This is a genomic window from Agrococcus sp. SGAir0287, assembly GCF_005484985.1.
In the GTDB taxonomy this organism is placed as follows: Bacteria; Actinomycetota; Actinomycetes; order Actinomycetales; family Microbacteriaceae; genus Agrococcus.
In genome coordinates this window covers 2,397,197-2,411,306 of record NZ_CP027942.1, presented here as the reverse complement: position 1 = coordinate 2,411,306, position 14,110 = coordinate 2,397,197, and the positions used below count along the sequence as shown (strand labels likewise).

Genomic DNA, 14,110 nt, shown 5'->3' with positions numbered 1-14,110 from the left:
TCCGCCGGGGCGCAGCGCGCTACAGCGGGCGGCGGCCGATCTGGTCGCCGAACTCCGTCTGGCCGACGACCTCGAAGCCGATGGCCGTGAAGAACGGCTCGGGGCCGAGCTCGCCCTGCTCCCAGATCGCGTAGAGCGCGTCGAAGCCGCGGCGCTTGCCCTCCGCGGCGACCTGGTCGACGGCGTACGTGCCGACGCCCTGGCCCTGCGCCGTCGCGGCGACGTGCATGCGCAGGACGCTGCAGCGGTACTCCTCGGCCCTCGCCTCGGGGTCGAAGTTGGCCATGATGTACGCGACGAGCTCGTCGCCGGCGTAGACGACGCGCGTCCAGGTCGACGACTGGTCGACGTAGGCCTCGTTCGAGGCGGGCACGAGGAAGGCCTCCTGCCCGCGCTTGAGCGTCAGGCCGTTGGCTGCCACGGCGTTCTTGGCGTTCAGCTCCTCGAGGCGCAGGTCGTGCATGCCCTCACGCTAGCCGACTCGACCCGTGCGCTGCATCAGACCTCGGGATGAGTCGAGCGACCCCGCCGTGCGCGGTCGGGTGGCGCCGTCGTGACCGGATCGTGATCCGACACCTCTTGCGGCGCGTTTGTATGGAAGGTGTACTAACAAACATGGCACCCACCCAGGTCCGCTCCGACGCCGCCGTCGCCCTGCCCCGCGACGCGTTCGCCGCCGGGGCCAAGCGACGGCACAAGGTGCTGCCCGAGCACGCACGCGCGCACAACCGCACGCTCGTGCTGCAGACCCTCCTCGACGAGGGCCCCTCGTCCCGCGCCGACCTCGCCCGGGCGACCGCGCTGACGCGCGTGACGGTCTCCGACCTCGTCGGCGAGCTCGTCGCCGAGGGGCTGCTCGTCGAGCTCGGTCACCGCGAGGACCCGAGACCCGGCAAGCCGGCGACCCTCGTCGACCTCGCGCGCGACGCGTTCCAGATCGTCGGCCTCGACCTCTCCGACGCCACCGCCTTCCGCGGCGCGCTCCTCGCCGTCGACGGCACCGTGCTCGATCGGGCGGAGGTGCCCACGCGCGGCACGCGAGGGGAGGATGCGCTCGCGCTCGTGCTCGAGCTCGCCCGCACCCTCCGCGACCGCGCGGGCGTCCGCGTCGTCGGCGTCGGCGTCGGCACGCCCGGCGTCGTGGACGTCGACGGCGTCGTGCTGCAGGCGCCGAACCTCGACTGGCACGGGCTCGCGCTGCGCGACCGGCTCGTCGCCGAGCTCGGGGTGCCCGTCCACGTCGCCAACGACGCGAACGCGGCCCTCCTCGCCGAGCGCGGACGCTCGGACGCCGACGTCCTCGTCGTGCGCATCGGTCTCGGCGTCGGCGCCGGCCTCGCCGTCGGCGGCGTGCCCGTGCGCGGCACGCGATCCGCGGCCGGCGAGATCGGGCACGTGACGATCGGCACCGACGGCGGACCCCGCTGCGCCTGCGGGCGGGACGGATGCCTCGAGGCCTGGCTCGCGGAGCCGAGGCTCCGTCAGGCGCTCGCCGAGGCCGACGCATCCGAGCACGACCGCATCCTCGACGAGGCCGGCCACCGCCTCGGCATCGCGCTCGCGCCGATCGTCGGCGTGCTCGACCTGCCGCGCGTCGTCCTGTCGGGACCCGCCGACCTGCTCGACGGACCCCTCGCGCGCGCCGCCGAGCGCACGCTGCGCGAGCGCACCCTCGATGACGGCCAGGAGGTCGTCGTCGCCATGACCGCGCACGGCGACGACGTCGTCGTGCGAGGAGCCGCGATGCTCGTGCGCTCCGGAGAGCTCGGGGTCGCGTGACCCTCGAGAGCCGACGGGTCAGCCCGCCGGCCGCCCTAGGAAAGGAACACGCATGAGGAAGATCGCACTCGCGAGCGTCGCCGTGGTCGGCGTGCTCGCCGCGGCCGGCTGCAGCGCAGGCGGCGACGGCGCCGGAGGCGGTGACGAGGGCGCCGAGATCCGCGTCTGGCTCGTCGGCACCGACACGCCCGACGCGGCACGCGACCTGCTCGTCGAGCGGTTCGAGGAGCAGCACCCGGACAGCACGCTCGTCATCGAGGAGCAGTCGTGGGACGGCCTCGTCGACCGCCTCACCACCGCGCTGTCGGGCTCGGACAGCCCGGACATCGTCGAGATCGGCAACACCCAGACGCCCGCGTTCACGAGCGCCGGCGCGTTCCTCGACCTGACCGACCACTACGAGGAGCTCGGCGGCGACGACCTGCTGCCCGGGTTCGTCGAGATCGGCTCGTACGAGGACGCCTTCTACGCCGCGCCGCTGTACTCGGGCGCCCGCGTCGTCTACTACGACACCGCCGCCTACGACGCGGCCGGCCTCGAGGTGCCCACGACGCTCGACGAGTACGTCTCGAACGCAGAGGCGCTCGCGGCCGCGAACCCCGACGCCTCCGGCCTGTGGTGGCCCGGGCAGGACTGGTACAACGGCCTCCCGTTCATCTGGGAGCACGGCGGCGAGGTCGCGGTGCCCGACGGCGACGCGTGGGATGCGCAGCTGTCGAGCCCGGAGTCGGTCGCGGGCCTCGAGCAGGTGCAAGAGGTCATGCAGGGTGCGTCGCGCGCGCCGGTCGACGCGAACGAGACGAACCCGCAGGTCGGGTTCTGCGACGGCACGAGCCTGCAGGTCTCCGCGCCGAACTGGGTGCGCTGGTCGATCCTCGCGCCTGCCGACGCCGAGACGCCCGGCTGCCCCGAGATGGAGGCCCAGCTCGGCGTGTACGCGATGCCCGGCATGGATGGCGGCGCCGCGCAAGTGTTCGCCGGCGGATCCAACATCGCCATCTCGGCGCGCACCGAGCACCCCGAGCTCGCGCTCGACGCGCTGACGATCATCCTGGGGGACGACTTCCAGACGATCTACGGCGAGAACGGCCTCGTACCCGCTCGCGTCTCGCTCGCAAGCACGCTCGGCGACGACGCGTCGGCGCAGGCGTCGACCGAGGCGGCGGCGAACGCGCGCCTCACCCCTGCGTCGCCGCGATGGGCGGACGTCGAGGCGGCCGGCATCATGCAGGACCTGTTCGTGTCCATCGCGCAGGGCGGCGACGTGCAGGCGCTCGCCGAGCAGGCGGACCGCGACATCGAGGCCGTGCTCAACGGCTGAGACGCCCCGCCCCATCCCGACGATGCGGTCGGCGCGGCATCGCCCGCCGCGCCGACCGCATCCGGCCCTAGGAAGGCCGACACGATCCTAGGAGGCTCACCGCATGGTGCAGACCCAGGTGCCCACCGCCGCGAGCCCCGCGGTGACGGCCGTCGCCCCGCCGCCGGGCAGGCGGCCCGCGACGCGCGAGCGTCGCCGCGCGGGCGCGCTGCCGTACGCGCTGCTCGCGCCCGCGACGATCGTCGTGCTCGCGATCATCGGCTGGCCGCTCGTGCAGCTCGTGATCCTCTCCTTCCAGGAGTTCGGACGCGCGCAGGCCTTCGGACGGCCCGCCGAGTGGGTGGGCGTCGACAACTACGTGCGCGTGCTCACCGACCCCGTCTTCTGGGAGGTGCTCGGTCGCACCGCAGGCTTCGCGGCCGTGTGCGTCGCCGTCACGATGCTGCTCGGCACCCTCGTCGCGCTGCTCATGCAGCGGCTCCCGACGCCCTTCCGCATCCTCGTGAGCGTCGGCCTGCTGCTCGCGTGGGCCATGCCCGCGCTGACGGCGACGATCGTGTGGGGATGGATGGTCGACACCGAGTACGGCGTCGTCAACCAGCTGCTGCGCGACGGCCTGGGCCTCGCGCAGTTCGACCGGCACTCCTGGCTCATCGAGCCCATGTCGTTCCTCGGCGTCGCCGTCGTCATCATCGTCTGGGGTGCCGTGCCGTTCGTCGCCTTCACCGTCTTCGCGGGCCTCACGCAGGTGCCCGACGAGCAGCTCGAGGCCGCGGCGCTCGACGGCGCAGGCCCCGTGCAGCGCTTCACCGCGATCGTGCTGCCGCAGATCGCGCCCATCCTCGTCATCGCGACGATCCTGCAGATCATCTGGGACCTGCGGGTCTTCACGCAGATCTTCGCCCTGCAGGACATCGGCGGCATCCGCGCCGAGACGTCGACGCTCGGCGTGTACATCTACCAGACCGCCATCGCCGGCGGGGAGTTCGGCGAGGGCGGCGCGCTCGCGATCATCACGATGGCCGCGATCTCGATCGCGTCGATCGCGCTCGTGCGCCGCATGCTGCGGAGCGAGTCGTGAGGCGCTCGGCCGCCGCCCGCGGCATGACGGTGCTGTGGTGCGCCGTCGCGGTCGTCGTCTTCGTCTGCTCCGTCTTCCCCGTCTTCTGGATGGTGAAGACCTCGTTCCAGCCCAACAGCGACGTGCGCACGCCCGAGCTGCAGCTGTGGCCCGAGACGTTCACGCTGCGCAACTACGAGACGGTGCTCTTCGACCCGGGCCGCACGCCCTTCCTGCCCGCCCTCGGCACGTCGCTGATCGCGACGCTCGCGACCGTCCTCATCGCGGCCGTCCTCGCGTTCCTCGCCGCCGTCGCGATCTCGCGGTTCCGCTTCCGCAGCCGCCGCGCGTTCATCGTCGCGATCCTCGTCATCCAGATGCTGCCGCTCGAGGCGATGATGGTCTCGCTCTACCGCGTGCTCGACGGCTGGCAGCTGCTGAACACGATCCTCGCCCTCGTGCTCGTGTACACGGCGACGGTGCTGCCCTTCACGATCTGGACGCTGCGCGGCTTCGTCGACGGCGTGCCGATCGAGCTCGAGGAGGCGGCGATGATCGACGGCTGCTCGCGCATCGGCGCGTTCCTGCGCGTCACCTTCCCGCTCCTCGCGCCCGGACTCGTCGCCACCGGCGTCTTCGCCTTCATCCAGGCCTGGAACGAGTTCCTCATCGCCCTCATCGTCAACACCGACCCGCAGCTCATGACGCTGCCCGTGTGGCTGCGCACGTTCCTCGCGCTCAACGGCACGACGAACTGGGCGGCGATCATGGCCGGCTCGACGCTCATGGCGATCCCCGTCGTCGTGTTCTTCCTCATCGTGCAGGGGCGGATGACGAGCGGGCTCGTGAGCGGGGCGGTGAAGGGATGAGCGCGCTGCTGCACGACGTGCGGGCGACGCTCATGCCGGGCTTCGCGGGCACGACGCTGCCGACGTGGGTCGCGGATCGACTCGGTGACGGGCTCGCCTCCGTCTGCCTGTACGGCGAGAACGCGCCCGACGCGGCGACGCTGCGCGGCCTTGCCGGCGCGGTGCGGGCGGTCCGTGCCGACGCGATCGTCGCGATCGACGAGGAGGGCGGCGACGTCACGCGCATCCACTACGCCACGGGCGCGCCGTACCCGGGCGCCGCGGTGCTCGGACGGGCCGACGACGTGGGCTGGACGCGCGACGTCGGCGCACGCGTGGGCCGCGACGTGCGGGCGGCGGGCGCCACGCTGACGTTCGGCCCCGTCGCGGACGTGAACGTGGATCCGCGCAACCCCGTCATCGGCGTGCGATCGTTCGGCGCCGACGCCGCGCTCGCGGCCAGGCACGTCGCGGCATGGGTCGCAGGCGTGCAGTCCACGGGGGTCGCGGCCAGCGCCAAGCACTTCCCCGGGCATGGGGACACCGCGGTCGACTCGCACCTGGGGCTGCCGATCGTGCACGCGTCCGAGGGTGTGCTGCGCTCGCGAGAGCTCGCGCCGTTCCGCGCGGCGATCGAGGCGGGCGTCGCGACGATCATGACGAGCCACATCGTGCTGCCCGCGTTCGACGACGTGCCGGCGACGCTCTCCTCGCGCATCCTCCAGGGGCTGCTGCGCGACGAGCTCGGCTTCGCAGGCGTCATCGTGTCGGACGCGCTCGACATGGCCGGCGCCTCCGGCGAGACCGGCATCCCCGAGGCCGCCGTGCGCGCGCTCGCCGCGGGCTGCGACCTGCTGTGCCTCGGCACCGCGACGGGGGCCGAGGGCATGGCCGCGATCGAGGAGGCCGTGCTCGCCGCCGTCGACGACGGGCGGCTCGCGCGGTCGCGGCTCGCGGAGGCGGCGGCGCGCGTGCGCGCGCTCGCGGCCGCCGCACCGCCGCCGACGCTCGACGAGGTCGCGGGCGTCGACGACGACGAGCTCGACCGCATCGCCGCGACCTTCTCGCTGTCGGAGCACGCGAGCGCGTGGCTGCAGCGCTTCCGCGGCGCCGATCGCACGACCACGGTCGTGCGCATCGAGCGCGCCGCGAACATCGCCGCCGGTGCCGTGCCGTGGGATCCGTTCGACGCCGCGGTCGTCGTCGAGCCGGGGGTCGTGCCCGAGCTCGAGCCCGGACCCGTCGTGGTCGTCGGCAAGGACCTCGAGCGCGGCGACGCGACCCGCGCGACGATCGACGGGCTCCGCGCGCGGCACGACGTGCTCGCGATCGACCTCGGCTGGTCGACGGGCGAGGTCGCTGACGTCGCGACGTTCGGCGCGTCGGCCGCGGTCGGCGCCGCCGTGCGGCGCTGGATCGAGCGCGCGTGATGCGCCTGGGGATCGACGTCGGGGGCACGAAGACCGCGGCGGTGCTGCTCGACGCGCGGGGCGTCGTCGTCGGCCAGCATCGGGTGCCGACCCTGCGCGGCGAGGGTGTCGTCGACTCAGTGCTCGCCGCCGCACGACCGGTGCTGCGGCACGCGGGCGTCGACGTCGACGCGCTCGACGGCGTGGGCCTCGGCATCCCGGGCGTCGTCGGGCACGATCGCTCGACCATCCGCGACGCCGTGCACCTCGGCATCGACGCGTTCGACGTCGGCGCCGCCGTCGGCGAGCGCCTCGGCGTGCGCGTGCTCGTCGAGAACGACGTCAACGCCGCCGTCGTCGGCGCGCGCCACCTGCTCGGCGACGCCTCCGACGCGTTCGCCTACCTCGGGCTCGGCACGGGGATCGCCGCCGGCATCCTGCTCGACGGCGCCGTCTGGCGCGGCGCGACGGGCGTCGCCGGCGAGATCGGCCACGTGCCGGTGCCGGGTGCGACCGGTCGATGCCGATGCGGGCAGACGGGATGCCTCGAGACCGTCGCGGCGGGCTGGGCGCTCGCCGAGCGCTGGGACGAGCCGTGGCCCGCCGCGCGGATGCTCGCGGCGGCGCGGGCGGGATCCGCGCAGGCGACCGCCGAGTGGGAGGCGGTCGTCGACGGCATCGCGCACGCCGTCCGCCTCCTCGTGCTCACGCTCGACGTCGGCACGATCGCGATCGGTGGCGGCCTGCGCGAGCTCGGCGCGCCGCTCCTCGACGGCATCCGGGAGCGCCTCGGCGAGTGGGCGCTCGCGTCGCCGTTCGTCGCCGCGGTGGCGATACCGTCGAGGGTGCACATGGTCCCCGCGGGCAGCCAGCCCGCCGCCGTCGGGGCCGCGATCGTGGGGAGCAGCGCGTGGAAGTCGTGATCGTCGCAGGACCGGTCGAGGTCGGAGCGTTCGCAGCGGGGCGCATCGCCGACCTCGTGAGCGGCAAGCCCGAGGCCGTGCTCGGCGTCGCGACCGGATCCAGCCCGCTCGAGACCTACCGCGCGCTCGCCGCTCGTCGCGGCGCGGGACTCGACCTCTCGCGCGTCTCGGCGTTCGCCCTCGACGAGTACGTCGGCATCGCGCACGACCATCCGGAGTCGTACCACGCGGTCGTCGCCCGCGAGGTCGCCCTGCCGCTGGGCCTCGATCCGTCGCGCGTGCACGTGCCCGACGGACTCGCCGCCGACCTCGACGCCGCGGCCGCGGGCTACGAGGCGCAGATCGTCGCCGCGGGCGGCGTCGACCTGCAGCTGCTCGGCATCGGCGCGAACGGACACATCGGCTTCAACGAGCCCACCTCCTCCCTCTCCTCGCGCACGCGCGTGAAGACGCTCGCCCCGCGCACGCGCCAGGACAATGCGCGCTTCTTCGACAGCCCGGACGAGGTGCCGATGCACTGCCTCACGCAGGGCCTCGGCACGATCCTCGACGCGCGTCGAGCGCTGCTCGTCGCGCAGGGCGCATCGAAGGCGCACGCGATCGCCCAGATCGTCGAGGGGCCCGTGTCGTCGATGTGGCCGGGATCCGTGCTGCAGCTGCACCGCCACGCGACCGTCGTGATCGACGAGGCCGCGGCCGCCGAGCTCACGCTCACCGACTACTACCGCTCCACGGTCGAGCACCGCGGGGTCGTGCAGCCCGACGCCTGACGGATGGGAGGAGTTCGGCCGGCGACCCGACATCCGGCCGAGAACCTCAATCCTGCGGGACGAGGGTGCCGCGGGAGAGGACCGCGGCGACGTGGAGGCGGTCGTCGAGCACGACGACGTCCGCGACGCGGCCGGGCGCGATCGACCCGAAGCGGTCGTCGACGCCGAGCGCCCGCGCCGGCACGCGCGTCGCGGCGTCGATCGCCGCAGGCAGCGGCACGCCCGCGTCGACCGCGACGCGCACGGCGCGGTCCATCGTGAGCGTCGAGCCGGCGATCGAGCCGCCCTCGCGCAGCCGCGGCACGCCGTCCGTCACCGTCACCGCGAGCGAGCCGAGCATCCAGTCGCCGTCGGGCTGCCCCGCGGCCGCCATCGCGTCGGTGACGAGCGCCACCCGACCGGGCGCCGCCTCGAACAGCAGCCGCACCATGCGCGGATGCACGTGCACGCCATCGGCGATGACCTCGATCGTCACGCGCTCGTCGTCGAACGCCGCGGGCAGTACGCCGGGGGCGCGATGGTCGAGGCCGCGCATGCCGTTGAAGGCGTGCGTCACGAGCGTCGCCCCCGCGTCGAACGCGGCGGCACCCTGCTCGACGACGGCGTCGGTGTGGCCGACGGCCACGCGCCAGCCGCGCTGCGCGAGCGCGGTGACGGCATCCATGCCCCCGTCGAGCTCGGGCGCGAGGGTGATCATGGCCGGCATCGCGCCGACGGCCGCGACGAGGGCGTCGATCGACGCGGCGTCGGGATCGCGCAGCAGCGCGGCGTCGTGGGCGCCCTTGCGGGCCTCGGCGATGCACGGGCCCTCGAGGTGGACGCCGAGCAGCCGATCGTCGCGCGCCGCCACCGCCGCGATCGCGCCCGCGCGCGCCGTCATGTCGTCGAGCGATCCCGTGACGAGGGATGCGAGCTGCCGCGTCGTGCCGTGCGCGCGATGGAACGCCATCGCCCGCTCGATCGCCGCCTCGCCGTCGTCGAACGCGACGCCCGCGCCGCCGTGGCAGTGCAGGTCGACGAAGCCGGGAGCGACGATCGCGCCCGCGATCGTGCGGTCCGCCGTCGGCGCCGACCCGTTGCCGACCTCGACGATCCGGCCCGACTCGACGAGCGCCCACGCGTCGTCGAGGTCGCGGCCATCGCTCACGATGCGACCCCGCAGCAGCGTCGTGCCGACGTCGATCCCCGTCACCTGCTCCACCCCTCGACCCTACGCGCGCGCGTCCTGACCGGCATCCGCGCGGCTCTAGGCTGGAAGGCATGTCGAAGGTCCTCTCCTCCCTGCCCGTCGGCGAGCGCGTCGGCATCGCCTTCTCGGGAGGGCTCGACACCTCCGTCGCCGTGGCGTGGATGCGCCACAACGGTGCCGTGCCCTTCACGTACACCGCGAACATCGGCCAGTACGACGAGCCCGACATCGACGCCGTGCCCGGCCGCGCGCTCGAGTACGGCGCCGAGCAGGCGCGGCTCGTCGACGCGCGCGAGATGCTCGTCGAGGAGGGCTTCGTCGCCCTGCAGTGCGGCGCCTTCCACATCCGCTCCGGCGGTCGCACGTACTTCAACACCACGCCGCTCGGCCGCGCCGTGACGGGCACGATGCTCGTGCGCGCCATGAAGGAGGACGGCGTCGACATCTGGGGCGACGGCTCGACCTACAAGGGCAACGACATCGAGCGGTTCTACCGCTACGGTCTCCTCGCCCACCCTGGCCTGCGCATCTACAAGCCGTGGCTCGACGCGCAGTTCGTCGAGGAGCTCGGCGGTCGCGCCGAGATGTCGGCGTGGCTCGTCGAGCACGGCTTCGGCTACCGCGACTCCGCCGAGAAGGCGTACTCGACCGACGCGAACATCTGGGGCGCGACGCACGAGGCGAAGGACCTCGAGCAGCTCGACGCCTCCGTGCTCATCGTCGAGCCCATCATGGGCGTCGCGTCGTGGCGCGAGGACGTCGAGATCGCGACCGAGGACGTGACGATCGGCTTCGAGGCCGGCCGCCCCGTGACGGTGAACGGCGTCGAGCTGGGCGCCGTCGCGCTCGTCGACGAGGTGAACCGCATCGGCGGGCGCCACGGCATCGGCGTCTCGGACCAGATCGAGAACCGCATCATCGAGGCGAAGTCGCGCGGCATCTACGAGGCGCCCGGCATGGCGCTGCTGCACATCGCCTACGAGCGCCTCCTCAACGCCATCCACAACGAGGACACCGTCGCGACCTACCACGGCGAGGGCCGTCGCCTGGGTCGCTACATGTACGAGGGCCGTTGGCTCGACCCGCAGTCGCTCATGCTGCGCGAGTCGATCGTGCGCTGGGTCGCGTCGGCCGTCACCGGCACCGTCACGCTGCGCCTGCGCCGCGGCGACGACTACACGATCCTCGACACGACGGGCCCCTCGCTGTCGTACCACCCCGAGAAGCTGTCGATGGAGCGCGTCGGCGACGCCGCGTTCGGACCGACCGAGCGCATCGGTCAGCTCACGATGCGGAACCTCGACATCGCCGACTCGCGGCAGCGCCTCGAGCAGTACGCGGCATCCGGCCTCGTCACCGGTGAGACTGCGACCCTCATCGGCGAGCTCGAGGAGGGTGGCGCTGCGCTCATCGCGAGCGGCGGCTCGGCGACCGACGCCGACCTCGACTCGCTCGACGAGGCGGGGGAGCGCGCGGCGTTCGACGCCGGCACCGACTGACTCGTCGCGGGGAACCCGCACGCGTTCGAGCGCCGTCTCCCCGATCGAGGGGGACGGCGCTCGCGCCGTCCGGGGGACATCTGCAATCCGAGACGTCGACGACTCCGAACGCGTGCGCGCGTACGCCCGACGCGCCGTCCGACGCAAGGGTCTGTCTCCGCCAGGCGTCTGAGGTGTCCACTGGTCGCGTACCGGGGGAGGTGCCGCATGGATGCGTCGAGAGCGAAGGCTCTCCGCTCCCGTGCGCTGCGGCTGCTGCTCGGCTCGCTCGTCGTCGGTGGCGGTGCGGTCGTCGCGGGGCTCGTGCTCGCCGCTCCTGACGCCTCGGCGGACGACGGCTCGACGCTCGAGGGCGTCCTCTCGTCCACCTCGCAGTCGCTCGGCGACACGACGGTCGACGTCGTGCAGCAGACCGTCGCCGTCGTGGCACCGGTCACCGCGCCGGTCGAGTCGATCGCGGGGCCGGCCGTCGCCGCTGCGGCGCCGATCGTGCAGTCGGCGGCCGTGCCCGTGACCCAGGTCGCAGCACCCGTCGTGCAGCTCGCGCAGCCCGTCGTCTCGGCGCTGCCGCCCGTCGCCGCCGTCCTCACGCCCGTCGTCGACAGCCTCGAGGAGGCCGTGGTCGCGGTGCCCATCGTGCGCGACGTCGTCGAGCCGGTCGGCGCGATCGTCGACCCTGTGGTCGAGGTCGTCGACGACGACGCCGTCGCCGCACCCATCGCGAGCGGCGCCGAGGTCCCCCCGATGGTCGTGGATGCATCCTCGTCCGGCCCCTGGGCGGGCGTCGCGTCGAGTCGGGCGGCATCGCCGGAGGGCGTCGGGGCGCAGCTCGCCGCGCAGATCGCAGCCACGAGCGACGACGTCGCCGCGCAGGCGGCCACGTTCGGCGCGCCCGCCTCGACGACCGCCGACGACGAGCGCAGTGCGCCCTTCCCGACCGACGAGCGAGCGCTGACCGCGCCCGCATCCGGCTCGGCAGGCGCCGCCGGACCCGTCGGCGACGCGACCCACGAGCGCATCGGCGCGTCGAGCGGCGTCCGCGCCGCTCCCGCCGGCGACGACCACGTGCCCGCCTCCGTGGTGGGCGACCACGACACGAGCCCTGACTGACGGATGCCCGACCGCGCGCTCGCGCGGCACGGCGCCGCTCCGACCGGAGCGAGCGAAGCATCCATCACGAAGGGTTCCATCATGAACAAGCACGTCACGCGAGGGCTGCTGTGCGCAGCCGTCGCAGGCGGCCTCTGGGCCGCGGGCACGGCAGTCGCCAGTGCCGACGTCGGCGACGAGGGTTCGGGCATCGGCTCGGACCTCACCTCGATCGTCGACCTCCAGCTGCCGGTCACGATCGCGGGCAACGCGGTCGGCGGCGACGATGCCAGCACCTCGGGTGCCGACACGTCCGTCGCGGCAGCCACCTCCACCGCATCTCAGGGCGGCAGCGCCGACTCGGGCTCCGGAGGGCTCCTGTCGGGCGGGTCGTCGGCCGCCGTGGTCTCGGTACCGGTCACGGTGTCGGGCAACGCGGTCTCTGTCCTCGGGGACGCGCATTCGGAGGGTGCGACGACGACCGTCGACGCGCCGGCCGATGCGACGTCGTCGAGCGCCGGCTCGGGCTCGGATGGCGGGCTGCTCTCGGGCGGCTCGTCCGGTGCCGTGATCTCGGCGCCGATCACCGTCTCCGGCAACGCGGTCTCGGTCCTCGGGGACGCGCACTCGGAGGGTGCGACGACGACCGTCGACGCGCCGGCCGATGCGACGTCGTCGAGCGCCGGCTCGGGCTCGGATGGCGGGCTGCTCTCGGGCGGCTCGTCCGGTGCCGTGATCTCGGCGCCGATCACCGTCTCCGGCAACGCGGTCTCGGTCCTCGGGGACGCGCACTCGGAGGGTGCGACGACGACCGTCGACGCTCCTGCGATGGCGCAGTCGCACGCGATGGGCTCCGGCTCGTCGGCGTGGGGATCGGATGAGGGGCTGCTCTCGGGTGGCTCGTCGGGCATCGCTGCGGCGGCGCCGGTGACGATCGGCGGGAACGCCGTGTCGGGTCTGGGCGACGCGTGGTCGGAGGGTGCGACGACGACCGTGCACGCTCCGGCGACGGCGGAGTCGCACGCGACGAGCTCCGGCTCGTCGGAGTGGGGCTCGGACGATGGGCTGCTCTCGGGTGGCTCGTCGGGCATCGCTGCGGCGGCGCCGGTGACGATCGGCGGGAACGCCGTGTCGGTGCTGGGCGACGCGTGGTCGCAGGACGCGACGACGACCGTGCACGCTCCGGCGATGGCGGAGTCGCACGCGATGGGCTCCGGCTCGTCGGAGTGGGGCTCGGACGAGGGGCTGCTCTCGGGTGGCTCGTCGGGCATCGCTGCGGCGGCGCCGGTGACGATCGGCGGGAACGCCGTGTCGGGTCTGGGCGACGCCTGGTCGGAGGGTGCGACGACGACCGTCGACGTTCCGGCGATGGCGCAGTCGCACGCGACGGGCTCCGGCTCGTCGGAGTGGGGCTCGGACGAGGGGCTGCTCTCGGGTGGCTCGTCGGGCATCGCTGCGGCGGCGCCGGTGACGATCGGCGGGAACGCCGTGTCGGGTCTGGGTGACGCCTGGTCGGAGGGTGCGACGACGACCGTGCACGCTCCGGCGATGGCGGAGTCGCACGCGATGGGCTCCGGCTCGTCGGAGTGGGGCTCGGACGAGGGGCTGCTCTCGGGTGGCTCGTCGGGCATCGCGATCACGGCGCCCGTGACGATCGGCGGGAACGCCGTGTCGGTGCTGGGCGACGCGTGGTCGCAGGACGCGACGACGACCGTCGTCGCCCCCGCCTCCTCGTCGTCGACCGGTTCGACGTCGGATGGCGGCCTGCTCTCCGGCGGAACCTCGATCCTGGAGATCGTGGCGCCCGTCACGATCGGCGGGAACGCCGTGTCGGTGCTCGGCGACGCCACCACGACGGGCTCGACCACCGTGGTGATCACGGAGCCGACGATGCCGGAGGAGCCGGGCACGCCGACGACGCCGGGCACGCCGACCACGCCGGGCACGGACACGCCCTCGACGGGCGGCCCCGGCGGCCCGTCGACCGGCGGTCCCGTCGACGCGACGCCCGCGGGCGCCGCGCCGTCGTCGCCCAAGGCCGACGCGCCCGCTGCGACGCCGACGGCCTCGGCCTCGCTGCCGGTGACCGGTGCCGAGCTCGGCACCGCCGGCCTGGCGCTCGCCATCGCGGCGCTGCTGCTCGGCCTGCTGCTCATGGGTGCGCGACGCCGCGCCTTCGCGCAGCGCTGAGTCGAGGGCCGGTGCTGCGAGCGAGTCTCGCAG

At 73.9% G+C, this 14,110-nt stretch carries 12 protein-coding genes; 10 read left to right on the top strand and 2 right to left on the bottom strand.

Features of this window, described 5'->3' with window-relative positions; all coding sequences use genetic code 11:
- Positions 1–19: 19 nt before the first annotated feature.
- Complete coding sequence (locus C1N71_RS11475) at positions 20–463, bottom strand: GNAT family N-acetyltransferase (protein WP_137756527.1); 444 nt, start codon at positions 461–463, stop codon at positions 20–22.
- 152 nt (positions 464–615) lie between these two features.
- Here C1N71_RS11475 and C1N71_RS11470 point away from each other — a divergent pair, with 152 nt between their 5' ends.
- The 7 genes from C1N71_RS11470 (at position 616) to nagB (ending at position 8,110) form a co-directional block, all read left to right on the top strand.
- Positions 616–1,779, top strand: a complete 1,164-nt coding sequence (locus tag C1N71_RS11470; protein WP_137756526.1) for an ROK family transcriptional regulator — start codon at positions 616–618, stop codon at positions 1,777–1,779.
- Between the two features lie 52 nt (positions 1,780–1,831).
- Positions 1,832–3,100: an extracellular solute-binding protein gene (locus C1N71_RS11465; protein WP_137756525.1), complete on the top strand. Its 1,269-nt coding sequence runs from the start codon at positions 1,832–1,834 to the stop codon at positions 3,098–3,100.
- 103 nt (positions 3,101–3,203) lie between these two features.
- Positions 3,204–4,181, top strand: a complete 978-nt coding sequence (locus C1N71_RS11460) for a carbohydrate ABC transporter permease (protein WP_137756524.1) — start codon at positions 3,204–3,206, stop codon at positions 4,179–4,181.
- Positions 4,182–4,204: 23 nt separating this feature from the next.
- Positions 4,205–5,029, top strand: coding sequence for a carbohydrate ABC transporter permease (locus C1N71_RS11455; protein WP_137757319.1), 825 nt, complete (start codon positions 4,205–4,207; stop codon positions 5,027–5,029).
- Entirely contained in the window at positions 5,026–6,438 is a 1,413-nt protein-coding gene (locus C1N71_RS11450; RefSeq protein WP_137756523.1) for a glycoside hydrolase family 3 N-terminal domain-containing protein, read from the top strand. The genes C1N71_RS11455 and C1N71_RS11450 overlap by 4 nt, the downstream gene beginning before the upstream one ends.
- Positions 6,438–7,340 (top strand): ROK family protein, encoded by a 903-nt coding sequence (locus C1N71_RS11445; RefSeq protein WP_137757318.1) that lies wholly within the window; start codon positions 6,438–6,440, stop codon positions 7,338–7,340. Before C1N71_RS11450 ends, C1N71_RS11445 begins: the two co-directional genes overlap by 1 nt.
- On the top strand, positions 7,328–8,110 hold the full coding sequence (gene nagB, locus C1N71_RS11440; RefSeq protein WP_137756522.1) for a glucosamine-6-phosphate deaminase: 783 nt from the start codon (positions 7,328–7,330) through the stop codon (positions 8,108–8,110). Before C1N71_RS11445 ends, nagB begins: the two co-directional genes overlap by 13 nt.
- 46 nt (positions 8,111–8,156) lie before the next feature.
- Here nagB and nagA read toward each other — a convergent pair whose 3' ends face one another.
- Entirely contained in the window at positions 8,157–9,311 is a 1,155-nt protein-coding gene (gene nagA, locus C1N71_RS11435) for an N-acetylglucosamine-6-phosphate deacetylase (protein WP_254677988.1), read from the bottom strand.
- Positions 9,312–9,370: 59 nt separating this feature from the next.
- Between nagA and argG the strand changes: the two genes are divergently transcribed.
- The 3 genes from argG (at position 9,371) to C1N71_RS11420 (ending at position 14,077) form a co-directional block, all read left to right on the top strand.
- Entirely contained in the window at positions 9,371–10,798 is a 1,428-nt protein-coding gene (gene argG / locus C1N71_RS11430; protein ID WP_137756521.1) for an argininosuccinate synthase, read from the top strand.
- A gap of 207 nt (positions 10,799–11,005) precedes the next feature.
- A complete protein-coding gene (locus C1N71_RS11425) occupies positions 11,006–11,908 on the top strand; it encodes a hypothetical protein (protein ID WP_137756520.1) in 903 nt (300 codons plus the stop codon).
- Between the two features lie 81 nt (positions 11,909–11,989).
- Positions 11,990–14,077 (top strand): hypothetical protein, encoded by a 2,088-nt coding sequence (locus C1N71_RS11420; RefSeq protein ID WP_137756519.1) that lies wholly within the window; start codon positions 11,990–11,992, stop codon positions 14,075–14,077.
- The last annotated feature ends 33 nt before the right edge of the window (positions 14,078–14,110 follow it).